Annotated in this window: 20 protein-coding genes and 2 tRNA genes; 6 read left to right on the top strand and 16 right to left on the bottom strand. The window is 65.4% G+C overall.

Going from position 1 to position 26,383, the window contains the following annotated elements; all coding sequences use genetic code 11:
• Positions 1-170 precede the first annotated feature (170 nt).
• Genes ACZ9CK_RS13340 through ACZ9CK_RS13355 form a run of 4 tightly spaced genes read left to right on the top strand, consistent with a single transcriptional unit; the run spans position 171 to position 3,967 of the window.
• Positions 171-1,202, top strand: a complete 1,032-nt coding sequence (locus tag ACZ9CK_RS13340; RefSeq protein WP_426299206.1) for an ABC transporter substrate-binding protein — start codon at positions 171-173, stop codon at positions 1,200-1,202.
• Positions 1,202-2,092 (top strand): ABC transporter ATP-binding protein, encoded by an 891-nt coding sequence (locus tag ACZ9CK_RS13345; protein ID WP_426299208.1) that lies wholly within the window; start codon positions 1,202-1,204, stop codon positions 2,090-2,092. The genes ACZ9CK_RS13340 and ACZ9CK_RS13345 overlap by 1 nt, the downstream gene beginning before the upstream one ends.
• On the top strand, positions 2,092-3,003 hold the full coding sequence (locus ACZ9CK_RS13350; RefSeq protein ID WP_426299210.1) for an ABC transporter permease: 912 nt from the start codon (positions 2,092-2,094) through the stop codon (positions 3,001-3,003). Before ACZ9CK_RS13345 ends, ACZ9CK_RS13350 begins: the two co-directional genes overlap by 1 nt.
• A gap of 43 nt (positions 3,004-3,046) precedes the next feature.
• Positions 3,047-3,967 carry a TauD/TfdA dioxygenase family protein gene (locus ACZ9CK_RS13355; RefSeq protein WP_426299212.1) on the top strand — a complete coding sequence of 307 codons (921 nt, stop codon included), beginning with the start codon at positions 3,047-3,049 and terminating at the stop codon, positions 3,965-3,967.
• Between the two features lie 119 nt (positions 3,968-4,086).
• Here the strand turns inward: ACZ9CK_RS13355 and ACZ9CK_RS13360 are convergent, their stop codons facing one another.
• From ACZ9CK_RS13360 to ACZ9CK_RS13395, 8 genes are all read right to left on the bottom strand, one after another.
• Positions 4,087-4,668: a dihydrofolate reductase family protein gene (locus tag ACZ9CK_RS13360; RefSeq protein WP_426299214.1), complete on the bottom strand. Its 582-nt coding sequence runs from the start codon at positions 4,666-4,668 to the stop codon at positions 4,087-4,089.
• Positions 4,669-4,754: 86 nt separating this feature from the next.
• The gene (locus tag ACZ9CK_RS13365) at positions 4,755-5,717 is read right to left on the bottom strand and encodes an aldo/keto reductase (RefSeq protein WP_476050173.1); all 963 of its coding nucleotides are present in this window, start codon (positions 5,715-5,717) and stop codon (positions 4,755-4,757) included.
• A 135-nt stretch (positions 5,718-5,852) separates the two neighbouring features.
• On the bottom strand, positions 5,853-7,577 hold the full coding sequence (locus ACZ9CK_RS13370; RefSeq protein ID WP_426299218.1) for a glycoside hydrolase family 13 protein: 1,725 nt from the start codon (positions 7,575-7,577) through the stop codon (positions 5,853-5,855).
• An 89-nt stretch (positions 7,578-7,666) separates the two neighbouring features.
• Entirely contained in the window at positions 7,667-10,900 is a 3,234-nt protein-coding gene (locus tag ACZ9CK_RS13375; RefSeq protein WP_476050174.1) for a family 49 glycosyl hydrolase, read from the bottom strand.
• A 40-nt stretch (positions 10,901-10,940) separates the two neighbouring features.
• A complete protein-coding gene (locus ACZ9CK_RS13380; RefSeq protein WP_476050175.1) occupies positions 10,941-12,617 on the bottom strand; it encodes a glycoside hydrolase family 13 protein in 1,677 nt (558 codons plus the stop codon).
• 91 nt (positions 12,618-12,708) lie between these two features.
• Positions 12,709-13,587, bottom strand: coding sequence for a carbohydrate ABC transporter permease (locus tag ACZ9CK_RS13385; protein WP_476050176.1), 879 nt, complete (start codon positions 13,585-13,587; stop codon positions 12,709-12,711).
• Complete coding sequence (locus ACZ9CK_RS13390) at positions 13,584-14,528, bottom strand: carbohydrate ABC transporter permease (protein ID WP_476050177.1); 945 nt, start codon at positions 14,526-14,528, stop codon at positions 13,584-13,586. The genes ACZ9CK_RS13385 and ACZ9CK_RS13390 overlap by 4 nt, the downstream gene beginning before the upstream one ends.
• A gap of 5 nt (positions 14,529-14,533) precedes the next feature.
• On the bottom strand, positions 14,534-15,850 hold the full coding sequence (locus ACZ9CK_RS13395; protein ID WP_426299228.1) for an extracellular solute-binding protein: 1,317 nt from the start codon (positions 15,848-15,850) through the stop codon (positions 14,534-14,536).
• A 213-nt stretch (positions 15,851-16,063) separates the two neighbouring features.
• On the opposite strand from ACZ9CK_RS13395, the gene ACZ9CK_RS13400 reads away from it, so the two are divergent.
• The gene (locus tag ACZ9CK_RS13400; RefSeq protein WP_476050178.1) at positions 16,064-17,287 is read left to right on the top strand and encodes an ROK family protein; all 1,224 of its coding nucleotides are present in this window, start codon (positions 16,064-16,066) and stop codon (positions 17,285-17,287) included.
• 59 nt (positions 17,288-17,346) lie between these two features.
• Here ACZ9CK_RS13400 and ACZ9CK_RS13405 read toward each other — a convergent pair whose 3' ends face one another.
• From ACZ9CK_RS13405 to ACZ9CK_RS13420, 4 genes are all read right to left on the bottom strand, one after another.
• Positions 17,347-18,915, bottom strand: coding sequence for a Na+/H+ antiporter (locus tag ACZ9CK_RS13405; protein WP_476050179.1), 1,569 nt, complete (start codon positions 18,913-18,915; stop codon positions 17,347-17,349).
• 3 nt (positions 18,916-18,918) lie between these two features.
• Positions 18,919-19,578: an SDR family oxidoreductase gene (locus tag ACZ9CK_RS13410; protein ID WP_476050180.1), complete on the bottom strand. Its 660-nt coding sequence runs from the start codon at positions 19,576-19,578 to the stop codon at positions 18,919-18,921.
• Positions 19,579-19,646: 68 nt separating this feature from the next.
• A tRNA-Met gene (locus ACZ9CK_RS13415) sits at positions 19,647-19,723 on the bottom strand.
• Positions 19,724-19,783: 60 nt separating this feature from the next.
• Positions 19,784-19,855: transfer RNA gene (locus tag ACZ9CK_RS13420), tRNA-Thr, on the bottom strand.
• Positions 19,856-20,323: 468 nt separating this feature from the next.
• On the opposite strand from ACZ9CK_RS13420, the gene ACZ9CK_RS13425 reads away from it, so the two are divergent.
• Entirely contained in the window at positions 20,324-20,671 is a 348-nt protein-coding gene (locus tag ACZ9CK_RS13425) for a hypothetical protein (RefSeq protein ID WP_476050181.1), read from the top strand.
• Between the two features lie 116 nt (positions 20,672-20,787).
• Here the strand turns inward: ACZ9CK_RS13425 and ACZ9CK_RS13430 are convergent, their stop codons facing one another.
• From ACZ9CK_RS13430 to ACZ9CK_RS13445, 4 genes are all read right to left on the bottom strand, one after another.
• On the bottom strand, positions 20,788-22,860 hold the full coding sequence (locus tag ACZ9CK_RS13430; protein WP_476050182.1) for a DEAD/DEAH box helicase: 2,073 nt from the start codon (positions 22,858-22,860) through the stop codon (positions 20,788-20,790).
• A 408-nt stretch (positions 22,861-23,268) separates the two neighbouring features.
• Positions 23,269-23,931 carry an MOSC domain-containing protein gene (locus ACZ9CK_RS13435; protein ID WP_426299238.1) on the bottom strand — a complete coding sequence of 221 codons (663 nt, stop codon included), beginning with the start codon at positions 23,929-23,931 and terminating at the stop codon, positions 23,269-23,271.
• 161 nt (positions 23,932-24,092) lie between these two features.
• Positions 24,093-24,767 carry a response regulator gene (locus tag ACZ9CK_RS13440; protein WP_426303493.1) on the bottom strand — a complete coding sequence of 225 codons (675 nt, stop codon included), beginning with the start codon at positions 24,765-24,767 and terminating at the stop codon, positions 24,093-24,095.
• Complete coding sequence (locus ACZ9CK_RS13445) at positions 24,764-26,296, bottom strand: sensor histidine kinase (RefSeq protein WP_476050183.1); 1,533 nt, start codon at positions 26,294-26,296, stop codon at positions 24,764-24,766. The genes ACZ9CK_RS13440 and ACZ9CK_RS13445 overlap by 4 nt, the downstream gene beginning before the upstream one ends.
• Positions 26,297-26,383: the final 87 nt, after the last annotated feature.

Consider the following 26,383-nt stretch of genomic DNA (forward strand, 5'->3'; position numbering starts at 1 on the left):
GGGTTGCCTGTGATTTCCCGCCGTTGCGCCGGATTTCCCCCGGTTTCCCGGGGTTTCCGAGCGTTACCCGCAGGCTTTCCACCCCGGTGGCGGATGCGCTTACATCGTTTCCACCGGTCCTTCGAACACGGGCCGGATCCCCAAAACCCCCTACCCGGAAAGTAGCACCCATGAAACTGCACCAGCCCCTGTTGAGCGTCGCGGCCGCCGTCGTACTTGCGCTGACGGTGAGCGGCTGCGGCGGCAACGCGGAGGCAGGTCCCGGCGGATCGGCACAGGCCGGCGGCGGCGAGGTGAAGGAACTGCGCTACCAGGGCTCGGCCAACTCGGTCACGCTGCCCGAACTCGCACAGGACCTCGGCTACCTGGGCGACGTGAAGCTCAAGTGGGTCGGCAACACCACCAGTGGCCCGCAGGACATCCAGTCCGCGGCCACCGGACAGACCGACTTCGGCGGCGCCTTCGCCGGTGCCGTGGTGAAGCTCATCGAGGCGGGCGCGCCCGTCAAGGCCGTGGTCAACTACTACGGCGAAGACGAGAAGACCTTCAACGGCTTCTACGTCAAGGAAGACAGCCCCATTCGCTCCGCCAGGGACTTCATCGGCAAGAAGATCGCCGTGAACACCCTGGGCGCCCATGCCGACGCCGTGATCAACACCTACCTGCGCAAGAGCGGCCTGAGCGCCGAGGAGGCCAAGCAGGTCCAGCTGGTCCCGCTGCCGCCGAACGACACCGAAGAAGCGATCCGGCGGGGCCAGGTCGATGCCGGCGCCCTGGGCGGGGTCCTGCAGAGCAAGGCCATCGCGGCGGGCGGCCTCCGCTCGGTCTTCAGCGACGTCCAGTTCTTCGGCAGCTTCGCCGGCGGACCCTACGTGCTGCGCAACGACTTCATCGCCAAGAACCCGGACACCACCAGGACCTTCGTCACCGGCGTTGCCAAGGCCATCGAGTGGGAACGCACCACTCCCCGCAAGGACGTCATTGCCCGCTTCACCAAGATCATCAAGGAACGCGGACGCAACGAAAGCACCGACGCTCTTCAGTACTGGAAGAGTGTCGGCGTCCCGGACGCCGGAAAGATCAAGGATGAGGACTTCACCCGCTGGGCCGAATGGCTGAAGAGCTCAGGCATCGTCACCAAGGACCTCAGCCCCGCCAACTACTACACGAACGAGTTCAACGAACTCGCAAAGGGGAAGTGATGACAGCCAAGATCAGCCTCAGAAATGTCACCAAGCAGTTCACGGTGCGGCCCGGCAGGAAGTCGGGCGGCACAGCCACCACCCTGACGGCCGTCGACTCCCTGAGCCTGGACGTGCGCGACGGCGAGTTCCTCACCCTGGTGGGGCCCAGCGGCTCCGGCAAGACCACCTTGCTGGACCTCCTGGCTGGCCTGTCCACGCCCACCTCCGGCGAGGTATTGGTGGACGGCCAGCCGGTGACGGGCCCGGGCAAGGACCGGGCCGTGGTCTTCCAGCAGTACGCACTCTTCCCCTGGCGCACCGCTTCGGCCAATGTGTCGATCGGGCTGGAAGGCAAGGGACCGGACGGCCGTAAACTCAGCCGCCGCGAACGCGCCGCCAAGGCCAGCGAGTACCTCAAGCTGGTGGGCCTGGCCGGTTTCGAGGACCGTTTCCCGCATGAGCTGTCCGGCGGCATGAAGCAGCGCGTCGCGATTGCCCGGAGCCTGGCCTACGAGCCGGACGTGCTGCTCATGGACGAACCCTTCGCTGCCCTGGACGCCCAGACCCGCGAACAGCTGCAGGAAGAGCTCCTGCGGATCTGGCGGGCCACCGGCAAGACGATCGTGTTCATCACCCACGGCATCGACGAGGCCGTGTACCTGGGCCAGCGGGTTGCCGTGCTCAGTGCCCGGCCGGGCCGGCTGAAGGCGATCGTGGACGTGGACATCCCGGACCGCGACGGCGACGAAGACATCCGTTCCGCGCCCGCCTTCGTGGAGCAGCGGCACAAGGTATGGACCCTGCTCCACGACGAGGTGCGCCTCGCCCAGGGCGCCGGCCACCGCAAGATCCTGCCGGACGGCACTGCCCCCGACGAGCCCGCCACCCACGAAAGGAGCGCCGCCTGATGAGCGCAACACTGACCAAGACGGCCCGCCCCGCAGGCGGTCCGGACGCTGCCCCGGGTTCCGCCGTCGGGCAGGCCGCTCCCCCGGAAAAGCCGGCGACGGCGGCCTTCACCGCGGCGGCCGTCGTCGCCAGGGATGCCGCCTCCCGCGCCGGATCCGGACTCTGGAAAGCCACGGGCATCCTGGCGTTCCTGGCGCTGTGGGAATTCGCTCCTGCCTACCTCGTGGCGCCGTCCACCCGCGTCTTCCTGCCGCCCCTGCACGAGGTGCTGCTGGCTTGGGGGAAGCTCTTCGAAAGCGGCTCCATCCAGGGCCATCTCGCGGCGAGCCTGAGCCGCTCCGTGGCCGGTTTCGGCATCGCCGTGGTGGCCGGCGTGTCCCTTGGGCTGCTGATTGCCTGGTACGGCCGGCTCAATTCGGTGCTCAACCCGCTGCTGGAGCTGTTCCGCAACACGGCTGCCTTGGCGCTGCTTCCGGTGTTCACGCTGCTGCTGGGCATCGGCGAGGAATCCAAGGTGACGATCGTGGCCTACGCGGCGTTCTTCCCGGTGCTGCTGAACACGATCGCCGGAGTGAAGACCGTGGACCCGCTGCTCATCCGGGCGGCGAAATCGCTGGGCCTGAACAGCTTCCGGCTCTTCCAGAAGGTGATCCTGCCTTCCGCAGTACCGACGATCTTCACCGGCATCCGGATGGCCGGCACGGCCTCGATCCTGGTGCTGATCGCCGCGGAAATGGTGGGCGCCAAGGCCGGCCTGGGCTACCTGATCGTCAATGCCCAGAGCAGCTTCCTCATCCCGGACATGTACGCCGGCATCCTCACCGTCTCCTTGCTGGGCCTGGGCGTGAACTTCCTGCTCGTGGCCCTGGAGCGGCATTTCTCCCGCTGGCGCACCGCCGTCGGGGCCTGATTGCTTCCCTTCCACCGCAAACAAAACAGATAGGAAAGAAGAAATGACCGTCATTACCGAAACCAAGCTCGAGTTCACCAAGCTGGGCTCCCGTATCGGCGCCGAAATCCGGGGCCTGGACATCAGCGGGGACCTCAGCGACGGCACCGTGGCACAGATCCGCGCGGCCCTCAACGAGCACAAGGCACTGGTGTTCCGCGAAGCCAACATCCTCAACGACGAAGCCCAGGTGAAGTTCGCCAGCCACTTCGGCCCGCTCACCACGGCCCACCCCACGGTGGCCTCCGTGGAAGGCGAAGCCAACGTGCTGCCCGTTGACAGCGAGAACGGCTCGGCCAACAACTGGCACACCGACGTGACCTTCGTGGTGAACCCGCCGCAGGCCTCCACCCTGCGCAGCATCGACCTGCCCGCCTACGGCGGCGAGACGCTGATCGCGTCCTCAGCCGGCGCCTATGCCGACCTGCCGGAGGAGCTGCGGAACTTCGCGGACACCCTGTGGGCCATCCACACCAACGACTACGACTACTCGGTGCCCAAGAACCTGGAGCATGAAAACGCCGAGGAACGCCGCAAGGAGTTCACCCGGATCAAGTTCGAGACGGCACACCCGGTGGTGCGGGTGCACCCGCTCACCGGCGAGCGCGGCCTGTTCATCGGCGGCTTCGCCCAGCGGCTGCGGATCGTGGGCCTGTCCAACACCGAGTCCCGGGACATCCTGCGCCTGCTGCAGGCCTACGTGACCCGTCCGGAAAACATTGTGCGCGTGAACTGGGAGCCGAACCAGCTGGTGCTCTTCGACAACCGCATCACCCAGCACTACGCCCCGGACAACTACGACGGCCAGCAGCGCAAGCTCAACCGCGTGACCATTGCCGGTGAGATCCCCGTGGGCGTCGACGGCAAGGCGAGCCAGTCCATCCAGGGCGACTCGTCGACGTATTCCGTCGTGGCGCCGCTCTAAGTAGCACACATGTGTTGTTGTAGCTGTACCGGCCCCGCAAGCCAACTAGCTCGCAGTTAACGTCGTTTTGAGCGCTCAGAACGACAACAACTGCGAGCTAGTTGGGTTAACGGGCGTGCTCAGCCCCTGACGGGTTCCAGCACATTCAGCACGATGCCGTTCGCGTAAGCCCTGGTGTCGGTCAGAATCAGCTTCCGTTTGGCCCTGGCATCGTCCGGGAACAGCCGTTTCCCGGAGCCGAGGATCACCGGGAACACCATGAGCCTGTATTCGTCCACGAGGTCCGCGTCGTACAAGGCCTTGAGCAGGGTGGGACTGCCGTTGACCAACAACGGCCCGCCGTCTTGCTCCTTCAGCGCGGCCACTGCTTCGGCCACTTCGCCCTGGAGCACGTGGCTGTTGTTCCAGAGCGGATCTTTCAAAGTGGTGGAGGCGACGTACTTGGGCATGCTGTTGAACTTCTTCGCGAAGCCGGCTTCGTCGTCCCGTTCGGGCCAGGCCGCCGCGAAACCCTCGTAGGTCACCCGGCCGAGCAGCAGCGCGCCGGATTCCATGAGCTCCTCCAGCTTGTATTCGTACATTGCGGGGTCCGGGTCAATGTCGAAGGTCCAGCCCTCGTGCTTGTATTCGGGTTCCCCTCCACCCGGCCCTTCGACCACGCCGTCAAGCGAAACGAATTCGGAAACAATCACCTTGCGCATGGCGTGCGCCTCCCGTTGCTGGATTGCCGCTCTGCTTAAGCCTTCCAGCAATGAGGGTGGCACAGCCGGGCGGTTTGCAACAGGGCCTACGGCATCGCGGCACCCCGCGCCGTGGACCAGAGCGTGTACCACTCGATCCGGGTCATCGAGGCCGCCACGTCCGCGGCACCGGCGCAGGCTGCGATGCGCTCCGGCCGGGAGCTGCCCACTACCGGCGAGATCCGTGCCGGATGCTTCATGAGCCAGCCCAGGAGCACGGCTTCCGGGGTGGTGTTCTTCTCTTCCGCCAGTTTGGCGAGCAGCTCCGCCGTCGCGCGTTCCGCCGGGGCGGCTGCCGGGGACGGCGCGCCCGTGTACCGGCCCTTGGCGAGGGAACCGTAGGCTTGCAGCTCGATGCCCTTGCGGATGCAGTACTCGATGGTGCCGTGCGGGAAGCCGGCGTCGAAGCCTTCCTGCCGGTTGACCAGCACGGCGCTTTCCACCCAGGCGGCCTTGTGCAGGCTCATTTCCAGCTGGTTGGCCACAATCGGGGTCTCCAGCGCGTCCTGCAGATAGTCGATCTGGGCCGCGGACATGTTGGACACGCCCAGTGCCCGTACCTTGCCTTCCGCCATGAGCTGCCCGACGGCGGCCGCCACCTCGGACGGTTCCAGCAGCGGGTCGGGGCGGTGCAGGAGCAGGATGTCCAGGTAGTCGGTGCGAAGCCGCCGCAGGCTGGCGCTGACCCGTACAAGGATGGCTTCGCGGCTGAGGTCGTAGTGCCCGGGCACCCCGCCCTCGGCCAGGCTGATGCCGCATTTGCCCTGCAGCTGGATCTGTTCCCGCAACCCGGGGTTCGCCGCGAGCACCTCGCCGAAGACGGCTTCGGCCTTCCCGCGGGTGTAGATATCGGCATGGTCGAACAAGGTGATGCCGATGCCGCGGGCGGCCTCGATCGCCGCGGCGGCCTTGTCCACGTCCGCGGGGCCGTAGTCCGGGCGGTCCCAGTCGCCGCCCAGGCCCATGCAGCCGTAGATGAGGCGTCCGCCGTTGTCGTTCTGTGCAGTCATGTTCCAACTCTTCCATCGGCCGCGGGCGGCGGCGTTGTATGACGGGCGGCCGCGTGACGGCGGAGGGCCCGGCACGCGGCAACGGCGCCCCGCACGCGGAGGGTGCGGGGCGCCGTCGTGATCAAAGCGGGGAGGCTAGCCGAAAAGCCACGCGGTGGTGGCGCCCGGAAGCTTGCCGCCGTCCAGCGCCGAGCTGCTGACGACGACGGTCCCTTCCGGGAGCTCCGCGGCTTCGGTGCCGAAGTTGGTCACCGACTGCCAGCCGTTGGGACGGCGGAAGTGCAGCACCTCAGGGTTGTCGTTCGGGACCCATTCGAGGCTTTCGCCGGACTGCAGTTCGGTGCGCAGGGCGAGGGCCTTGCGGTACAGCTCCAGGGTGGAACCCTCCACGCCGTCCTGGACGTCCGCGGCGTAGGCGGCGAACCACTCCGGCTGGGGCAGGTGGGATCCGTTGGCGCCGAAGCCGAAGGAGGAACCTTCCGCGGTCCAGGGCAGCGGCACACGGCAGCCGTCGCGGCCGACCTCCACGCCCTTGTTACGGAAGAAGGAAGGGTCCTGGCGCTCGGAATCGGGGATTTCGCCGCCGACTTCCTGCAGGCCGAGCTCCTCGCCCTGGTACAGGTACGCCGAACCGGGCAGGGCGAACATCAGCAGCGAAGCGGCGCGGGCACGGCGCAGGCCGAGCTCCACATCCACGTCTTCCTGCCTGCCGCCCTCGAGCAGCCATTTCTTGCCGGCCTGGCCAGCCATGATTTCGCCTTCGTCAGCCGGCTCGGTGGCGGGGAGGCCGTAGCGGGTAGCGTGGCGGACGACGTCGTGGTTGGAGAAGACCCAGGTGGAGGACGCGCCGGACGCGGCCGCCTCGGCAAGGTTCTTGGTGACGATCTTCCGGAACTGGGCGGCGTCAAAATCGGCCTGCAGGAGGTCGAAGTTGAAGGCCTGGCCCAGTCCTTCCGGGCTGGCGTAGCGGGCGCGGCGGTCCGCGTGTACCCAGGCTTCGGCAACGGCGGTGCGCGGCGGGTTGTACTCGTTGAAGACCCGGCGCCACTCGGCGTAGATCTCGTGGACCTCGTCGCGGTCCCAGTACGGGTGGGAACCGTCGACGAAACCGTCGCTGCCATGGGCTTTGGCTTTGAGGTCGGCCTTGGTGGGCAGGGTTCCCTCAAGGTTCTTGGTCAGGGCGTGGGCCACGTCGATGCGGAAGCCGTCCACGCCGCGGTCGGACCAGAAGCGCAGCGTCTTCAGGAAGTCCTCGTGGACCTCCGGGTTGTCCCAGTTAAAGTCCGGCTGCTCCTTGGCGAAGATGTGCATGTACCACTGGCCGGGGGTGCCATCCGGTTCGGTGATGCGCTCCCAAGCCGGTCCGCCGAACACGGAATCCCAGTCCGACGGCGGCAGCTCGCCGTTTTCGCCGAGGCCGTCGCGGAAGATATAGCGGTCGCGGGCGGGAGAGCCCTTCGGAGAGGCGAGGGCCTCCTTGAACCATTCGTGGCGGTCCGAGGAGTGGTTGGGGACGATGTCCACGATCACCTTGATGCCGGCTTCGTGCAGCGCCGCGGCCATTTCGTCAAAGTCCTCAAGGGAGCCGATCTTCGGGTCGACGTTGCGGTAATCATCAACGTCGTAACCGCCGTCGGCCAGGGCCGAGGGGTAGAAGGGGCTGAGCCACACGGCGTCGATGCCCAGGGCCTTCAGGTACGGCACCTTGGCGGTGACGCCCTTGAGGTTGCCGATCCCGTCGGCGTTGGAATCGGCGAAGCTGCGCGGGTAGATCTGGTAGACCGAAGCCTGACGCCACCAGTTGGGGTCGGCCATTCGCTCGGCGTCGGTACGGTTTGCCTTGGCGGCGGTGGTGCTCACAATACTCCTTTTATTTAGTATCTAAATTTATCTCCCGAACCAGTATGGGATGCCGGGCGTGGAAGGTCAACAGGAGAGTGCGGCAGTGCTCAGCCCTGTTTCCGTTTCGACCCCGCGTAGGGAATGGCGTAGCTCCTTGAGGTGCCGTCAGGGGCAGTCGCGATGACCTTCACGGACATCGCAGGCAACTGCGGGCTGTGCGTATCGATCAAATACACCCGGGACCCGCCTGCCGGCAGCACACCGAGTTCCGTGGTGCCGGAGACCGTCTCAACAGTCAGGTCGAGGGAGCTTTCGCCATGGTTTTCCGCTGCGATCGTCAGCGCCTGGGACCCCTTTACCTTCTTGCTGCCAACGCTGAATTCCGCATCAATGACGGTCGGTGCGGTATCCAAGCGAACATAGGGCGCCACTACCGGGCCGCGGGTCCAATCCATCACGTCGGCCTGCGATGCACCACCGGTGATGATGTCGAGCGCGTTGGAATCGCTTGTGTCAGTGTCATGCGACTCGTTCGCATCCGTCCAGGAACCGGCTCCCCCGCCGACTCTGTACGGGCCGACGAATGAGGGGCAAGCAATGCCGCGGGCGCACTCGGCGCTGTAAACGGGCCGCACATTGCCAATGCCTTCGCCTTCTTCGGCGTCGCTGAACATGGACACCTGATAGCCGGTGTTCCGCAGGTCAACGCCCTCCAGCACAGCGGCGGGAACTGAGGCGATGATCATGCCGGAAGGATCAACATCGAGCCTCACGTCCCCCACTCGCTGCAGCCCCGCATCGTAGATACCTCCGCCGAAGCGGGATGCCGCATACCGGCCGTCAGCAACGATCGCAAACTTCCAGGCACCAGCGGCCGAGGTGTTGGTACCTGGCAACAAGGCGGTGGTTTGCGTCGAGCTGCCATCCCGCAGGTAGATGTTCAGCCGTTGTGTACTCATTCCGGCACCGCCCCACGGATTGTTGATGGGGCCGGCCGTGGACGCCAGGAACCGGACCGCATCACCGTCTTCGTATACATCCATCCCGGTCAGATCGAAGCTTCCGGGATTGAAAGCCGAATCCGTGGGGTAGGTGTAACTGCCCGGGCCCTTGTCGTCTCCGGCGGGTTCGGAGAGCGACCCGATCCTGCTGCCGAGTGCGGTCACGGCGCGCCGGTCAACGGCCATGACCCCATTTTCGCCGGTGGCTGTGACCACAACCCGGTTGGTGATGTCAGGCAGGGTGACTTCCAAGGCGAACCTGCCATCCGTTACCGGCGCGTCCTGCCGTTCCCCGTTCACGGCTACGGCCACGCGGGGCGCGTTCGTGGTTCCGGACACCGTCAACTGCCGGGCATCCACAACTGAACCGTCCGCAGGGCCGTCCACGGCGAGTTCCGGTGCCGGCCCGATTGCCTGGCCTTCGGCGGTGGCGTTCCAACCGTCCCAGGTTTCGGCGTCGAAGTTCAACCGGCCCGGCTCAGTGTCCCACCAGTTATCGCCCGCCTTGATGATGGCGGCCCCGCCCACGGTGTAGTTGTGCAGCAGGATCCCGTTGCCTTGCGACATCTCGTTGCCGATTGCCACCTTCTGGCCGGCACGGTCCTGGTACCGCTTCAGCAGGCTGAGCTGCGACGTGTAGTCAAGGCCGTTCCAGGCATCAACGGAGAATCCATCGATCTCGATGTTCTCGGTATTCGACAGGGCGAATACCCGGACGCCGCAGTTGACCATGCCTTCCACCCGGGTGTCGCTGAACCGCATGTTCTTGACCGTGGTGGCGACATCCGCACGGTCGGTGGCGCCCATGTCCTCCCAGTGGCTGGAGGAATTGAACACACAGGTGTTGTATTTGGTGTCTTTCCAGTACATGCGGTTGTGGATGACGTCCGTGTTGGCCACGGAAACGGCATCAATTTGTCGGGGAACCCACCCCCATTGCATGACCGGGCCGTTCTCGTTCTTCCAAATCACCGTGTTCTTGATGTCTACGTTGCTGTGGTAGAGCTTCAAGACGTCGTCGTTGGAGTGGAAGAAGGTGTTGTTCATCCGGCTTCCTTCGTACAGCTCGATACCGTCCGTCTGCCAGTACCAGCCTCCCACTTGCTTGTAGTTCTGCACGTCCATGCGGAAGTTCTCGACGCCGACCTCGACTTCGTCCGCCCCCTCGCCTTCATGGGCGTAGACAACAAAGGAGTGGTACGGCGGATCGGCGACCGTGACGCCCTGAAGATCCAGCGTCTGGCCCGTGTTCGACGATTCGAACTGAAGCATCTTCACGCAGCTCGAATGGCAGTTGTCGGCCACGCTGTGGGCGTAACCGTTCCTGGTGTCCGGTTCGTACACGTACTGTTCCCCGGAGAGGACCCCGAGCCCCGTCACTTTGAAGTGGCTTTGGGTCTTGTGGAGGAAGCGGAATGCGCCTTTGACGTAGGCGCCCGGGGCCAGGTAGACCCACTTCACGTTTCCGGGCAGCACCGCATGGTGGTCGGAACCCATGTAGTAGGTACCAGGACGGAAATAGACAATGTCCTCGCTGATCTCCCCCAGGTTGTCCACAAGGCCCGGCTGCGGGTAATGAATGGATCCGTCGTCCACGCCCGGAACGTACCGCTTGGCATCCGCTGCGGAAAGGATCGGATTTGCAAAGACCAGCATTGAGTTCCGCGGTTCGGTGTGGACCGCTTTGTTGCCTTCGGCCGCACTCGTAGTGAGGACGCCGGAGGTGCCTGACATATCGTTGTAGGCCGTGACCAGCTGCGGATCGAACTCCACCGAAAAGCGGAGTCCGTCCGGGCTGAAGGGCACCTTCACACGTATGGTTGACCCGTCCACCAACTGCTTCTCCAGGCCGAGATCGCTCGGCCTGATCGTGACCTGGCTGGCCGAGGTGATTTCCTGCCCGGTCTTCAGCCGCACGTTGACCCAAACGTCCTCGCCGTATTCGAAGCTCGACCAGCTCATGGTCATTCCCGCTTCGGACGAAAACTCCGCACCGTCCTCTTCGGTGTAGCCGATCTTGCCGTTGCCGCTGCGGGGCACGCTGGCGTAGACGAAGGAACCGTAGGCCATATCCGGGCGGGCGGCCGTCGCAACGGATGCCTCATAGAACTCTGACATGCGGACCTTGTCCGCCGGCACGGGCCCGGTTGTGGCAACGGCGTTGTCATGACCCCATGTGGTCAGCGTCGGAGTCGATGCGGACGGGGCGGCAGATCCCGGAGCCACCGGCACAGCGACATTGACAGGTTCCATTGCGGCGGCAGGAGCGATTGGCGCAAGCAACGCCCCAATTAGTACGCCCGCGCCCACAATGCTTCTCGAACTCCAACGGTTTTTCATCAACCATCAACCTCTCTGTTGATCTTTCGGAATCGGGGGTTCAAGCACGCAGCCAGGCGCTTGCCTCGCCCGGAAGCTTGCCGTCTTCAATCCGGGCGCTGGCCAGCAGGAGCTCACCTTCGGGCAGTTCGACGGCGGCGGTACCGAAGTTCGCCACGACGTGCCAGCCGCCCGGGCGGACGAAGTGCAGTACGTCCGCGTTGCCCGTGTCGATCCATTCCAGGCTCTCGCCGGTCTGGAGGCGGCGCCGCAGCGCGAGCGCAGTGCGGTAGAACGTGAGGGTGGATCCCTCCCGCTCCTGGGCGCTGGCCGCATACCCGGCGAACCAAGCCGGCTGGGGCAGGTGCGCCCCGTTGGCACCGAAGCCAAACGAGGTGCCGTCCGGTTCCCACGGAAGCGGAACGCGGCAGCCGTCCCGGCCCAGCCCGTCCCACTCGGCCCCGCGGAAGAAGGACGGGTCCTGACGGCGGTCCGCGGGGATATCCGCGACTTCGTGCAGGCCGAGTTCCTCACCCTGGTACAGGTACGCCGATCCCGGCAGCGCCAGCATGAGCTGGGTGGCCGCTTTGGCCCGGCGGATGCCACCGGCAATATCAAGAGCCTCCTTCGGCCCGCCTTCCTTGACCCACTCCACCCCGCCTTTGACCGCGCGCCCGTTCAGCGGGGGCAGCCCGTAACGGGTGGCATGGCGGGTAACGTCGTGATTGGAGAACACCCAGGTGGAGGTCGAACCGCTCAGCCGGCTCTGTTCCAGGTTGTCCCCAATAACAGTCCGGAACTGTTCCGCATCAAAGTCCGCCATCAGCAAGTCGAAGCTGAACGCCTGGCCCAGGCCTTCGGGCGACGCGTACTTCGCCCGCCGCTCCGGAGTCTCCACCCACGCCTCGGCCACGGCGAAGCGTGGCGGATTGTATTCGTTGAAGACCTTGCGCCATTCGGCGTAGATCTCGTGGACTTCGTCGCGGTCCATCAGTGGGTGGGTTCCGGAATTCCGATCCATCGCGGACAGTTCGGCTTTGCTGGGCAGCGTGGCCGGCAGGTCCTTGACCAGAAGGTTTGCAACATCAACCCGGAAGCCATCCACTCCACGGTCGGACCAAAAACGCAGGGTTTCAAGGAAGTCCTCCCGGACTTCAGGGTTGTCCCAGTTGAAGTCCGGCTGCTCGGGCGTGAAGGTGTTGAGATACCACTGCCCGTCTTCAACGCGGGTCCACCGTGGACCGCCGAATGAGGCGGTCCAGTCTGAGGGCGGCAGTTCCCCGTGCTCACCCAATCCATCGCGGAAGTGGTACCGCTCCCGGGCCAGGGAACCCTTCGGGGCGGCCAATGCCTCCTGGAACCAGGCATGCCGATTGGATGAGTGGTTCGGAACGATGTCCACGATCGCCTTGATGCCCGCGGCATGGAGGGCGGCAACCATTTCGTCGAAGTCCGCCAGCGTACCGATCTTCGGATCGACATCGCGGTAGTCATCCACGTCATAGCCGCCGTCCGCCAAAGCCGAGGGGTAGAAGGGACTCAGCCAGACGGCGTCGACCCCCAGTTCCTTCAGGTACGGCACCTTGGCGGTGACGCCCTTCAGGTCGCCGATGCCGTCACCGTTCGAATCGGCAAAGCTACGCGGATAGATCTGGTAGACGGCAGCCTGACGCCACCAGTCAGGGTCGGCCGCTGCGAGCTCGGAAGCGGACGGCGTGGCAAAGGGGGGCGTAGACAAACGGGGATCCTTCCCAGGTAATAACAAGCGGTGGGAGGAACGACGACGGCGGGTTCCCGCCGTCGTCGTTCCTGCTTTTGAGTAGGGTCTCTCAGGACTTGGAGCCGGAGAGCGCGATGCCATCCACGATCTGCCGCTGGGCGACGGCGAAGATGATCAGCAGCGGGGCCGCCACGAGCGTCGTAGCTGACATCAAAGAGGTCCAGTCGGCGCCATACTGGCCCTTGAACTGGTTCACCAGCAACGGAAGGGTGAAATTGGCGTCGCTGTTGAGGAAGATCAGCGGGCCGAAGAAGTTGTTCCACTGCCCCAGGAAGGTGAAGATGCCCAGTGCTGTAAGCGGGGTGCGCAGCAGGGGCAGGATCATGGTGGTGAAGACCCGGGATCGGCTTGCGCCGTCCAGTTCCGCGGCTTCTTCAAGTTCCCGTGGAATGCCCTTGATGTACTGGCGCATGAGGAAGACCCCGAAAGCGCTGAACAGGGAGGCGGGCATGATCAGGGAAAGCGGAGTATCGATCCAGCCTAGCCATCCCATGATGATGTACAGCGGGATGATGGTCAGCTGCGCCGGAACCATCATCGTGGCCAGGAACACCATGAAGAGGTGCTTGCTTCCGCGGAAGTCGATCCTGGCGAATGCGTAGGCGGCCATGGTGCTGGTCAGCAGCGAGATCACGGTGACTGTCACGGCAATATACGTGCTGTTCCAGAAACCGCGGACGAAATCGGCACCGGCAAAAGCCGTCTCATAACCTCCGGTGGTCCACACTTCCGGCAGGAAGGTGGGAGGCTGGCGGAAAATCTCATCCAGCGGTTTGAACGAGGAAAGCATCATCCATAGAAACGGCAGCGCCATCAGGGCGGCGCAGACTGCCAGTGCAAGGTGAAGGATGATTCTCCCCGGACGGACAGGCCGGCGGCGCGTCCGTGCCTCCTGGGAGCGGGCAATGTTTCGGGTCAGGGTGCTCATTCTGCGTAGTGAACCCATCTCTTCTGGGCGGCCATCTGGAGCCCGGTGACACCGAGCAGGACCAGGAACAGCAGGAACGCCAGGGCTGAAGCGGCTCCGAAGTTGAACTCACGGAAGGCCATTTGGACAATCTCGTAGACGATGGTGCGGGCTTCGTCCGGCGCGCTTGAGTCCATGAAGACGTAGATGTAATCGAAGACCTGGAAGGAGCCGATGATTGAGGTGATCGAGAGGAACAGGATGGTGGGCGAGATCAGCGGTACGGTGACGTGCCACAGCTTCTGCCACGCCGAACAACCGTCCAGTTCGGCGGCTTCAAGGTAGGAGGCGCCAATGCTCTGCAGGCCGGCCATGAACATCACCAATTGATAGCCCAGGCCCTGCCAGATCGCCACGACAGCGAAGGACGGAATGATGAACGACGGATCCTGCAGCCAGTTGGGAGCCGGGATACCGATCGAACGCAAGGCGCTGTTGATGGGGCTGATCTCAGGGTTGAACAGGTAGAGCCAAATGGTGGCGACCGCCACGGAGGATGTGACCACCGGGGCAACGAAGCCAAGGCGGTAAACGTTGGTCATCCTTCCTGCCTTCTGCATGAACAGCGCGAAGAGGAAGGCGGTGATCATCACACCAGGGACCTGCAATACGGTGAACCACAAGGTATTGATCGCCGAACGCTGGATGCGGGGATTCTCGAAGAGTTCGGTGAAGTTGGACAGCCCCGCGAAGGTAGCGGCGCCGAACCCGTCCCAATGGCTGAAAGCCAGATACAAGGCAAAACCCAGGGGTCCGATCATGAAGACAATCAGGCCCAAGAGTTGGGGCGAAAGAAAGACGAGGGCCGCGATGGTGTCCTTGCGGCGCCGTCGGGACACCTTGCGGCGCGGCTGGGCCGGCACGGCATCTACGCTGGCCCGGATCTGCGTGTCCAGTGACATCCTTGTTAGCCGTTCACCAGCTTGCTGACTGCCTCGGAGAAGGAGGCAGCAGTCGTCGACGGGTTCTTGAAAAGCTTGTCGACAAGCGTCGGCAGTTCAGTCGCAGTCTTGGCCTTGGACACGAACGCGTTCGGCATCGCATACCCCTTGGCAACAACCTCATTGAACAATTTGCCGTGGGCAGGCACTCCACCTTCGGTGGCAAGCCCGTCCAGGCCCTTCACCGATGCCACAGCGTTGCCCCCGCCGGAAAGTCGGAACTGCTGCCCCTCCTTGGACACATAGTTGCCGATCAGTTCGAGTGCCTTTTCCCGGTTTTTCGCTTTCGCATTCAGGGCGATTGCTGCAGTGGCAACGGGGGCCGGCATGATGTCCTTGCCGGTGGGCGAAGGCAGCGGAGCAATGTCATATCCAAACTTGACGGACTTCAGGGTAGGCAACGCCCAACGGCCCACGTTGTTGAAGGCAAGCTGGCCGGCCAGGAAGAGGGCGTCGCCGCTCTGGCCCTTCGGCAGCGAACCCGCGTAGGTGATGTTGCCTGACTTGAACTGCTCCAACAGCCAGCCGAGCCCTTCCTGCGCCTTGGGGTCGTCGGCGAAGACGATCTTGCCGGACTCATCCTGGAGCGTGCCGCCGAAGGCAGTCACCGCCCAGGCCCAGTTAAACCACCAGTTGGACAGGATCAACCCTTTCTTGCCGGAGCCCCGGACCTTGTCCAAGGCATCGGTGAAGGCGTCAAAGTTCCAGGTGCCCCCATCGAAGAGCTGGGCGGGATCCGAGCTGACGCCCGCAGCGGAGAGGACGTCTTTGTTGAACCACAAAACCGAGGGGTTGCAGTCCACCGGAAGTCCGTAGAGGCCGGTGCCGTCGGCACCCTTGCACCATTGGTAGAGACCTTCCGGGAACTCTTCCAGCTTCACCGGGGATTTTCCGCCTGAAAGATAATCACTCAGGTCCGAGACCTGCTTCGCACCAATGAACTTGGCCATCTGCCCATCGCCGACGTAGAACGCGTCCGGCGCCGCCCCGCCAGCCAGCTGGGAGAGAAGCTTTGCCTCATAGTCACCCACAACGGCCTGGAAGCTGACCTTGGCGTTGATCTTCTTGGACAGTTCTTCGGCGAACTTCTTGTAACGCTCTCCTTCGCCGGGGTTTGCCCATGCCGCCCAGGAGACGCTGCCGGAGCCGGAGCTGCCACCGGGAGCCGAGCCGCCGCCGCAGGCGGCCAGGGCCGGCGCTGCAGCGAGGCCAAGAGCGCCCAGCATGCCCGTGCGCAGCAGCGCGCGGCGGTCAACAGGGCGTGAGAGGAGGGAGTCAGACATCTGCGTCGGTCCTTTCATCAGAGCGGCTGGCCAACGTCGGCCCATCGCTCAATTTAAATTAGGAGGTAAATTTACTACCTATCGCAAGTATGGAGTGAGGTTCGCCACAGAGTCAAGGAGGTTGGAAGATGGAACGAAAGATAAATTTATGAACTAAATTTAGAGAGAGTTAGCTGCCGCTTAGCGGAGAGCAAAGGATGGGGAGGTTTGAAGATGGTCGAAACAGCGCCGTCAACGCAGCTGGTACGCAGGGTCAATGCGAGCGCCATGCTCAAGGCGATGCGCGGTGCAGGCGTCCTGACTGGAACCGATCTCATGGCCGCCACCGGGCTCTCCCGCGCCACCGTTATCTCGATTTGCGATGAACTCGTCCGACTCGGGTGGCTCCAGGAACTGGAAAACCAGCGGGGAGCCGGGGATTACGTCAAGGGCAGGCCGGCCCGCCGCTTTGTCTTTGACGACCGCGCGGCCAGCGTGCTGGGCATCGACATCGGCGCCAACAAGATCACTGCCATCGTGGCGGACATGGCCGGCACTCCCCTGTCCCAGGTCACCATGCCATTCCGCCACGCATACAGTGTGGCAGCGGACGAACGCGCCGACGTCCTGGACAGGATCGCGGCAGAGGCCTTGGACGAAGCGGGCGCATCGGCGGATTCCGTGCTTGCCGTCTCCGTTGGCGTCGCCGCCCCGGTCAGCCGGGACGGCGAGGTCCTCACGGCCCAGGAATTCTGGAAATCCTTCGATGTCCGCGGGATCGTCGCAGAGCGGCATGGCTGGCACGTGCTCCTCGAAAACGATGCCAACCTGGCGGCGCTTGCGGAACGCTGGCGTGGCACCGCCCAGGGAGTCGACAACCTGGTGGTCATGCTTGCCAGCGACCGGCTCGGTTCCGGAGTCCTCGAATCCGGCCGGCTGCTCCACGGGCAGCTCGGCGGCTTCGGCGAACTGGGATACTTGGACAATCTCGACGGGGTCGGCGACACGAGCGGCATTGCGCACTACGCCGTGCTGTGGGCGCGGGAGGCGCTCGACAAAGGCGCCAAGAGTTCCATGCGCGAGCGCTGCGGAGGGGATCCCGGAACCCTGACCGCCGAGATGGTCTTTTCCGCGGCTGCGGCCGGTGACGCGGCCGCAGCCGCGGTCCTGGACCGGGTGGCGCACCGCATGGCGCGGATCATCGGCTCCCTGAGCACGCTGGTCAACCCCGAACTCGTGGTCATTGCGGGCGCCGTCGCGGAATCGGCCCGTGCCCTCATCCCGGCCATCAGCAAGGAGCTTCCGGACTACACCCATACGCCGCCGCGGCTGGAGGCCTCCACCCTGGGCGACGGCATCGTGTCAATCGGCGCCATCCGGCACGCTTTGGACTACGTCGAGGAGCATGCGCTGGACCTTGGGCCGTATTCCTTGCCCCGGCATTCAAGCACTTCCTGAGCTGGCGGCAACGACAGAGCCGCCCCGCAAGGACCGGGTCCTCAACGGCGCGGTATCTGCTACTCGGGCATCGCCATGGTGCGCAGGTCCAGCTGCCGCAGCACCCGGTCGGCCACCTCGGGGTCCGTGCCGGGCTCGCTCCGCGCAGCAACCACTTCCTGGCGGGCGGCGTCGAGGGCGATCGTCTGGACGGTGATGGCCAGCTCCCGTCCCCGTCGGCGTTTCTCCTCGAGGCTTTCGTTCTTGAGAGTGCCATCCAGCAGCTCGGCATGCAGCCGGGCCATCTTCTGCTTCACGAGCGCCACCTTGTCCGCCGGAAGCTCCTTCATCAGCTCATGATCCTTGAGCGCGGCGATGGCGGCCTTCTGGGCGCGCCTGGCCAGCAGCTTGGCAGCGTGCTCTTCGTGCGAACCGTCCTCGGCCGCCTTCAGCACGCGCATGAGCCACGGCAGGGTCAGGCCGGGGAACACCAGGGTGGCCAGCAGCACCGCGCAGGCAATCACGAGGATTTCATGCCGGGCCGGGAAGTCACCGCCGTCTGAGACAGTTAGCGGAAGCGCCAGGGCGAGGGCCAGTGTGGCCAGGCCCCGCATGCCGCACCAGGTGAGGATCAGCACCTCCTTGAAGGAGGTGGGCTGGAGGGCGCCCTTGCGGCGGGCAGACAGCGCAAGCAGGCCGAGCCAGCCGAAACGCACCGCGAACACCAGAATGCAGACCACCGCGGCCATGCCGACCATGCCGAGCACGGCGGCGCCTTCTTCCCGGATCACGTGCCGGACCTCCAGGCCCACCAGGCCGAAGGCGAGGCCGGTGGCCAGCAGTTCCACGACATCCCAGAAGGCCGTACGCGTGACGCGTTCGGCGGCGTCCTGCGGTCGTGCGTGGCGCTGGGTTTCCAATGCGGTCACGACGACGGCGATCACCCCGGAGGCGTGCACCTCCTCGGCCAGGATGTAGGCGGCGAAGGGAATCACCAGGGTGACGGCGCTGCGGGCCACCATCGAGGTGACGAGCTTGTTGATGATCCTGCCGAACCAGCCCATTGCGATTCCCACCAGCACGGCGAGGGCCGCGCCGACGATGAACTCGAACGCAATGTTGGGGCCCAGATGCGTTCCGGCGACGGTTGCGGCCACCGCAGCCTGGAAGATGACAATGGCAGCAGCGTCGTTGAAGAGGCCTTCGCTCTGCAGCACCGTGATAAGCCGGCGGGGCATGCGCACACGGCCTGCTACGGACTCCACCGCCACAGGGTCCGGCGGCGCCACCATTGCACCCAAGGCGATCGCGGCCGGGATGCCGATGCCCGGGATCATGAGCCAGGCCGCCCCGGCGACGACCGCCGTCGAGACCACCACCAGGGCCACCGCCATCAGGAGCAGCGTGCGCCAGCGGACTTTGAAGACGGCCCAGGAGCTTTTCTGGGCCGTCGCGAACAGCAAGGGCGGCAGGAAGATCGGCAGGATCAATTCGGGATCGATCTCAAGCTCGGGAAAGCCCGGAATGAAGGTCAAGGCCACCGCGATGAGCAGCATCAGGACCGGGTATGGCAGGCGCAGCCTGTCCCCCAGGCCCACCGCCGCCACCGTTGCGAGCAGCAGCCCGATGATGAGTGCCAACTGGTCCATGCGTCAGGAGTCCGCCGTCAGGGCCATCACGACGTCGCTGGTGCCGTCCCGGAACTCGATGGTCCGTCCGATTGTCCCGGGCAGTTCCAGCACGGCGGCCGCCACCAGTGCCACATTGGCCCGGGACGTTCCGGTGCCCGTGGCGGGATCTGCGGGGTTGACGTCGATCAGCCCGGTGGCGGGATCGTTGTTCAGGGTACCGGGGCCGAGGACCGTCCAGTCCAGCTTGCTGCCGCGCAGGTACTCGTCTGCCGCCGCTTTAGCCTCGGCGTAAGGGAAGAAGCTGTGGTTCTCCGGAACCCCGTGACCGGGCCCGGCACCGAAGTAGGACACCATCACGTAGCGTTTCACGCCGGCCTGCGCCGCGGCGTCCATGGAGCGGATGGCGGCATCGCGGTCCACCGCGTAGGTGCGGGCCGGATTGCCGCCTCCGGCGCCGGCGGACCAGACCACGGCGTCGCTGCCGCCCAGCGCGGCGGCGATCTCCGCCGTCGTGGAATGCTCGACGTCGAGAATCACCGGGGAGGCGCCGCTTGCCGTCACGTCGGCGGCGTGGTCGGGGTTGCGGATGATGGACGTGACCGTATGGCCTTCGTCACTGAGGATTCGGGCAAGCTGCAGCGCCACTTTGCCGTGGCCGCCGATGATCGTGATCCGTGGCATGAACCCATTCAAGCAGCAATGGGAAAACAAAAAGACCCCGCGTATGTTGAATCCGCGGGGTCTTTCCTTGGTAGCGGTGGGGAGGCTCGATCTCCCGACCTCACGATTATGAGTCGTGCGCTCTAACCAACTGAGCTACACCGCCACGAATGAGAAAACCTGTGCCAAGCCGGTCAAAACCGCCTTGACACAGGCTCTCATTCAGAGCCCCCTGCCGGAATCGATCCGGCGACCTCGTTCTTACCAAGAACGCGCTCTACCACTGAGCTAAGGGGGCAACGAGTAAGTACTCTACCGGAGGTTCGCCCCTGACACCAAATCGGGGCTGAAGGGGGCAAATGCCGGACCTGACACAATTTGCGAAGCACCCAAACCGGTGTTCAACGGGCCTCGGAAAAGGGGCGGAAGCACCGCCGTCGGGACCCTCTTTGGACGTAGAAGCGGCGCCGACATCACAACTTGCCGCGAGTCCTGGGTCGTCGGGCTCCAAAGAGGGTCAGGAAGGCCGGCTGCCCTGCGGAGCAGGCAAACGATCGGCCCACTAAACGCCCGAAGAGCTGGCGGAATGTGAATTGCACCTCGAAAGTTTGACTCGAAAAACAGTCCTAGGTTTCGGAGGTGCGGTCGCGCGGCACCCTGAAACTGATCATTAGTCCCTGCGCCACTAGTTCACTGCTGATCCACGCTTACGCTACCGCTTCCCGTCCCCTTCCAAGTCGGGCGCACGTTCTATAACCTCAACGCCATGAACTCGGTCCCGGAGGCTCGCGAACCCGTGGAGCCGTTCCGCGTCGTCATCGGCTTCAACAATCAAGGATTCTCGGCTACCTGGCCTTTGATCGAGCTCGTGGCAACATCAGAACGGCTGGAGTTCCGTGCGCGTTTGGGGCTCGGCCGGTTCATAGGACCATGGTGTGTCGAGCGTTCCATGGTGACCAAGATCTTCAGGGCTCCCGGTTTGATGGGCGATTGCATTGCCGTCCGAGGCAAGCATTACCTCGACTGGACGATTTACGCGTTCAGCCTGGAGCCGATACTCCTCACACTCGAGGAACTCGGCTATCCCGTGGATTGGATCCACCGCGCCCCGTGAACATGGGATCTTCCAAAGTCGCCTCCTCAGCCGTCGCCGGCCGGACGGGCAAAGCAGACTCCAAACGGAGAAGGCTCCGTCCCAGATGGGACGGAGCCTTCAGAAGCAGTAGTTTTTTACCACTTGCCCTTGCGGTTGAAATCACGGTGTCCGCTGTCGCCGCCGTGGCGGGGCTTGCGGGAACCGTTGCCGTGGCCGCCAAAGCGGGAGTCACCGGCCTGGCCGCGGTCCCGGTCGCCGAAGCTGCGCTCGGAACGTTCGCTGTAGGAACGGCCGCCACGATCAGCGGAGGAACGCTCGCCTTCGTTGCGGCGGAAGTCCTTCTTGAAGCCGCCATTGCCCTTGAAGTTGCCGCCGCCCCGGTTCTCGCGGTCGCCGTAGCCGCCGCGTTCACGGTTCGGCTTGCGGCCGTTGTCCAGCTCGAGGTGGATCAGCTCGCCGCCGATCCGGGTGCGAGACAGGGCACGCAGCTGCTCGGGGCTCAGGTCCGCGGGGAGCTCCACGAGGGAGTGGTCCGAGCGGATGTCGATGCCGCCGATCTGCGAGGAGGAGATGCCCCCTTCGTTGGCAATAGCGCCCACGATGGAGCCCGGCATGACGCGGTGGCGGCGTCCGACGGCGATCCGGTAGGTGGCGTTGCCTTCGGTCAGCGGGCGGGTCGGGCCACGGGAGCCGAAGCCGTCCTTGGTACGCTCGCGCTTCTGGAATTCCGGTGCGGCCGGCAGTTCCTTGACCAGCAGCGGCTGGCCGCCCTGGGCCATGACGGCCAGTGCTGCGGCGATCTCCGCGGCCGGAACGTTGTGCTCTTCCTCGTAGGAGGCGATCAGGTCGCGGAACAGCGCCACATCCTCGGATTCGAGGGTTTCGGTGATGCGTTCGGCGAACTTGCCCAGGCGCAGCGAGTTGACGGTTTCCGCGGTGGGCAGGTGCATCTGCTCCACGCTCTGGCGGGTGGCCTTCTCGATGGCGCGCAGCAGGTACTTCTCGCGCGGGGTCATGAAGAGGATCGCGTCGCCGGTGCGGCCTGCGCGGCCGGTGCGGCCGATGCGGTGCACGTAGGACTCGGTGTCGTGCGGGATGTCGTAGTTGACCACGTGGCTGATGCGCTCCACGTCGAGGCCGCGGGCCGCGACGTCGGTGGCGACGAGGATGTCGATGCGGCCTTCCTTCAGGGCGTCCACGGTGCGCTCGCGCTGCTGCTGCGGGATGTCGCCGTTGATGGCGGCAGCCTGGAAGCCGCGGGCCTTCAGCTTGTCGGCGAGGTCCTCGGTGGCCATCTTGGTGCGCACGAAGGCGATGACGCCGTCGAACTCTTCGACCTCGAGGATGCGGGTCATGGCATCCAGCTTGTGCGGGCCCATGACCTGCACGTAGCGCTGGCGGATGTTGGTGCCCGTGGAAGTCTTGGACTTCACGGAAATCTCGGCCGGGTTGTTCAGGTACTGCTTGGACATGCGGCGGATCTGGCCCGGCATGGTGGCCGAGAACAGGGCCACCTGGCGGGTCTCCGGGGTCTCCTGGAAGATCTGCTCGACGTCGTCCGCGAAGCCCATGCGCAGCATCTCGTCGGCTTCGTCCAGCACCAGGTACTGGAGTTCGGAGAGGTCCAGGGAGCCCTTGGCGATGTGGTCGATCACGCGGCCGGGGGTACCGACAACCACCTGGGCGCCGCGGCGCAGGCCGGCCAGCTGCGGGCCGTAGGCAGAACCGCCGTAGACGGGGAGGACAGTGAAGTCTTCCATGTGCTTGGCGTAGGAGGTGAAGGCCTCGGCAACCTGGAGGGCAAGCTCACGGGTCGGAGCCAGGACCAGTGCCTGGGTTTTGCGGGAGGGGCCGTTGAGGTCGTGCAGTTCAGCCAGGCGGGACAGCGCCGGGACGGCGAACGCGGCGGTCTTGCCGGTACCGGTCTGGGCGAGGCCGACGACGTCGCGGCCTTCGAGCAGCAGCGGAATGGTGGCCGCCTGGATGGGGGACGGCTTCTCGTAGCCGACGTCCTGCAGGGCAGCGAGGACACGGCCGTCGAGGCCGAGGTCGGTGAAGCGGACGCCTTCTTCTTCTTCCGCGGGGGCGGAGGCGGGAGCGGCGGCTTCGGCAGGGGCCTCGGCAGCTTCGGCGGCGGGCGCCTCAGGCGCGGTTTCGACGGTCTCGGTGATGTCGGCGTCGAGCGTTTCGTTCGGGTTTTCAGGCATAGGGGAAGATTTCCTCATCCATAGGTGGCCAGTCGGCGCGGCCCGGTTGGGCTTGGCCGCAGTACTCGTCGCACACGGCTGAACCTATGGGGCCCGGCCGCACGCAAAGAAGTCCGGCGCTGTCGCAACCCCATGGCAGGACTTCGCGCTGTATCTCTTGGCTGCTATCCCAGCAGTCTGTACAGCGTTTTCTTCGCCCGGCTCTCCCTATGAAAATGCCCGCATCAAAACCGCGGGCCCCAACACTGACCAGTCCTGCCTCAAAAATTGGGCAGGAAAAAGGGATTTCCGGAGTGGGGGATATATCCATTGTAGGGCACTCCACGGAACGTCCATGACACATGCGCCCGCGAAGGCGGTGAGCTTGCGCACAAAGCCCCGGTCAAACCCCGGTCGGGGGGCGCTGTGTCAGTTTCCGACGCCGGCCCGGCGCATGATCTTTTCGAACTCGTCATGGTACTCCGGCTGCAGCCGGATCTCGCCGTCCGCTTCGGCGTCGAGCAGGGTCTGGATGTCCTCCATCGTGGGATCGCTGAACCATTTCCCCACGGTGATGCCGTGCTTCGGAACGAAGAGCCGGTGGATGTGGTCCCCCGCGGAGATGCTGCCGGTCTTCACCACCCGCAGGTAGCAGCCGACGCGCCCGGCATCGGTGAACCGCTTGACCCACTGAGGTTCGTCCATCACACGCTGGAACGTGGCGCAGGGCGTGCGCGGCGAGGTCACTTCGACCTCCACGTCCAGACCGATCTTCCAGCGTTCGCCGATCACGGCGCCGGTGGTGTCGATGCCGCGCACGCGCAGGTTCTCGCCGAAGATGCCCGGCGGCAGCTCCCGCTGGAGTTCGCCGGTCCAAAAGTCGGCGTCGTCCTGCGAATACGCGTAGAGGGCCTGGTCCTCGCCGCCGTGGTGAAGGCGGTTGGCCTGGACGTCGCCGTGCAGGCCGAGCTTGTGGACCTTGACGGGTCCATCCACGGCGCGTTTGTCGATGGCGGTGACGCCAACGCTGCCTTCGGGATCGGCCAAGAGCTCGTGTACCCGGCAGACTGCGATCAACGATGCGGTGTCCATGGCACCAAGCCTAGCCTGCGAGGGGTCCCCGGCCGAGCTTGCGAGGTTGGGGAGCAGGCTAGGCGCCAGTCCCCACCGCTTCCCTAATCCCGCTTCTTCCCTAATCTCGCTTCGCTCGCTCAGGGAACCCTAGCGGCGTGGGCCCATGCGAGGGGTTCTCGCTACGGATCAAAGCGGTAGCCCATGCCCGCCTCGGTGTGCAGGTGCCGGGGCGCGGAGGGGTCGCGCTCGAGCTTGCGGCGAAGCTGGGCGATGTACACGCGCAGGTACTGGGTTTCCTTGGCGTAGGCCTGGCCCCACACCTGGGTGAGGATCTGCTGCTGGCTGACCAGTTTGCCGGCGTTGCGGACCAGCAGCTCGAGGATGTTCCACTCCGTGGGGGTCAGCCGTACCTCCCCGCCGTCCTTGACGATCTTCTTGCCGGCCAGGTCCACCACGAAGTCGGCGGTTTCCAGGGTGGGTGCCTCGTCCCGTGTCCCGGCCCGGCGGGACGCGGCCCGCAGCCTCGCGAGCAGTTCGTCCAGGCCGAACGGTTTGGTCACGTAGTCATCCGCGCCGGCGTCGAGCGCTTCGACCTTGTCTTCGGAACCGTGCCGGGCGGACAGCACGATGATGGGCATGTTGCTCCAGCCCCGGATTCCGCGGATCACCGCCACACCGTCCATGTCCGGCAGGCCAAGGTCCAGCACCACGATGTCCACCGGCTGGCGGGCGGCGGCCTTGAGGGCGTCAGCCCCGTTGCCGACGGTCAGGGCCTGGTAGCCGTGGGCGTGCAGGTTGATCTGCATGGCCCGCGCGATCTGCGCCTCATCCTCGACGATCAGCACCAGGCTCACGGCTGCTCCCCTTCCCACAGCGGCAGGGTAACCACCATGGTCAGCCCGCCGCCCGGCGTCGGCTCCGCGGTCAGGGTGCCGCCCATCGCCTCGGTGAAGCCCTTCGCGACGGCGAGTCCCAGCCCGATTCCGCTGCGTCCGTCCTTTGCGGAGCCGGCGTCGTCCAGTCGCTGGAACGGCAGGAACAGCGCCAGGATGTCCGACGGCGGCACTCCCCCGCCGTGGTCGGCCACCCGCAGTTCGCTGCCCGGCCGCCCGCCGACGGCGACACCCGCGGTGCGCGCCCGCAGCACGACGTCGGACCCGGGCGCGTATTTCACCGCGTTCTCCACCAGGTTGGCCACCACGCGTTCCAGCATTCCGGCGTCGGCCTCGACGGCAGGCAGGTTGGGGGCGATTTCGTTGCGGATCCGCTCCCCGGGCACCCCGCGCAGCGCATCCGGCAGGACCTGCTCCCAGGCCAGCCCGCGCAGGTGCGGAGTCACGGCGTCTGCGGTGATGCGCGACATGTCCAGCAGGTTGTCCACGAGGTGGCCCAGGCGGTCCGTGTAGTCCTCGATGGTGGCCAGCAGTTCGCGTTCGTCCTCGGGGCTGAAGCTGACCTCCTCCTGGCGGAGGCTGCTGACAGCCAGCTTGATCCCGGCCAGCGGTGTGCGGAGGTCGTGGGACACCGCGCGCAGGATGGAGGTGCGCATGGTGTTGCCCTCGGTGAGGCGCAGGTTGTCCTGCCGGCTCTGCACCAACTGCTGCCGCTCGCGCACCGCCACGACGTAGGCGCCGAAGGCGGCCAGCATGCGCTTGTGCTGGCCGGTCAGCGGTCCGCCGCGCAGCAGGAGGGTGTAATTGGCATCGACGACGGCGGCATGGTCGGCCGCGGCATGGCCCAGCGGGGGCTGGGGCCCTGACGTTGCCAGTACGTGCCAGCGCGGGTCCGCCCGCCGCGCGGTGGCCGGAATGCGGTCCGGGCCCTCGGGCGGGGCGGCCTCCAGGAGCGTGACGGCGTCCATCCCGAGCTTGGCGCGGATCTTGTCCAGGAATGACTCCAGGCTGCCGTCGGAGCGGAGGATCCTCAGGGCAAGTTCGTTCAGGGCCCGCGCCTCGGCCCCGGCGTGCGCGGCTTCCTGGGCCCGCCGGGTGGCCAGGCCCACCGCCAGCCCGACCCCGCAGGCTACCGCGAGGAAGACCACCAGGGTGAACAGGGTGGAGGGATCGGCGATCGAGAACGAACCGACGGGTTCCGCGGAGAAGTAGTTGAGCAGCGAACTGCCGAGGACAGCCGCCACGACGGCCGGCCACAGCCCGCCGACGGCGGCCACCGCAACGGCCACGGCAAGGTGCAGGAGCATGATCATGGCGAAGTTCCGGTAGCCCACCGCGGTGACCAGGAGCTCGACGGCGGGCGGCAACAGGACCGCGAGGGCGAGGCCCGCCAGGATGCGGCCGCGCCCGATGCCGGGGACGCCCGGCTGGCCAGGGAGGGTGGCGGCCTTCCCCGTGCCGGTTCCATTCATTGCATCAGCTGCGGCCATGCCCCAATTCTGGCACTCCCCCACCCCATGCCGCGGCGCGGGCGCAGGGGTAGGCTTTCCTCAGCAATCAGACACCGGGGGGATAAA

The sequence above is a fragment of the Arthrobacter sp. TE26545 genome (assembly GCF_056279005.1).

What these genes read in the sequence shown, in the direction of transcription:
- ACZ9CK_RS13425 (WP_476050181.1), top strand. Translation starts at nt 20,324, where the DNA reads ATGAACTCGGTCCCGGAGGCTCGCGAACCCGTGGAGCCGTTCCGCGTC.
- ACZ9CK_RS13400 (WP_476050178.1), top strand. Translation starts at nt 16,064, where the DNA reads ATGGTCGAAACAGCGCCGTCAACGCAGCTGGTACGCAGGGTCAATGCG.
- ACZ9CK_RS13365 (WP_476050173.1), bottom strand. Translation starts at nt 5,717, where the DNA reads ATGACTGCACAGAACGACAACGGCGGACGCCTCATCTACGGCTGCATG.
- ACZ9CK_RS13435 (WP_426299238.1), bottom strand. Translation starts at nt 23,931, where the DNA reads ATGGACACCGCATCGTTGATCGCAGTCTGCCGGGTACACGAGCTCTTG.
- ACZ9CK_RS13345 (WP_426299208.1), top strand. Translation starts at nt 1,202, where the DNA reads ATGACAGCCAAGATCAGCCTCAGAAATGTCACCAAGCAGTTCACGGTG.
- ACZ9CK_RS13405 (WP_476050179.1), bottom strand. Translation starts at nt 18,915, where the DNA reads ATGGACCAGTTGGCACTCATCATCGGGCTGCTGCTCGCAACGGTGGCG.
- ACZ9CK_RS13410 (WP_476050180.1), bottom strand. Translation starts at nt 19,578, where the DNA reads ATGCCACGGATCACGATCATCGGCGGCCACGGCAAAGTGGCGCTGCAG.
- ACZ9CK_RS13390 (WP_476050177.1), bottom strand. Translation starts at nt 14,528, where the DNA reads ATGTCACTGGACACGCAGATCCGGGCCAGCGTAGATGCCGTGCCGGCC.
- ACZ9CK_RS13430 (WP_476050182.1), bottom strand. Translation starts at nt 22,860, where the DNA reads ATGCCTGAAAACCCGAACGAAACGCTCGACGCCGACATCACCGAGACC.
- ACZ9CK_RS13395 (WP_426299228.1), bottom strand. Translation starts at nt 15,850, where the DNA reads ATGTCTGACTCCCTCCTCTCACGCCCTGTTGACCGCCGCGCGCTGCTG.
- ACZ9CK_RS13340 (WP_426299206.1), top strand. Translation starts at nt 171, where the DNA reads ATGAAACTGCACCAGCCCCTGTTGAGCGTCGCGGCCGCCGTCGTACTT.
- ACZ9CK_RS13385 (WP_476050176.1), bottom strand. Translation starts at nt 13,587, where the DNA reads ATGAGCACCCTGACCCGAAACATTGCCCGCTCCCAGGAGGCACGGACG.
- ACZ9CK_RS13360 (WP_426299214.1), bottom strand. Translation starts at nt 4,668, where the DNA reads ATGCGCAAGGTGATTGTTTCCGAATTCGTTTCGCTTGACGGCGTGGTC.
- ACZ9CK_RS13355 (WP_426299212.1), top strand. Translation starts at nt 3,047, where the DNA reads ATGACCGTCATTACCGAAACCAAGCTCGAGTTCACCAAGCTGGGCTCC.
- ACZ9CK_RS13375 (WP_476050174.1), bottom strand. Translation starts at nt 10,900, where the DNA reads ATGAAAAACCGTTGGAGTTCGAGAAGCATTGTGGGCGCGGGCGTACTA.
- ACZ9CK_RS13350 (WP_426299210.1), top strand. Translation starts at nt 2,092, where the DNA reads ATGAGCGCAACACTGACCAAGACGGCCCGCCCCGCAGGCGGTCCGGAC.
- ACZ9CK_RS13445 (WP_476050183.1), bottom strand. Translation starts at nt 26,296, where the DNA reads ATGGCCGCAGCTGATGCAATGAATGGAACCGGCACGGGGAAGGCCGCC.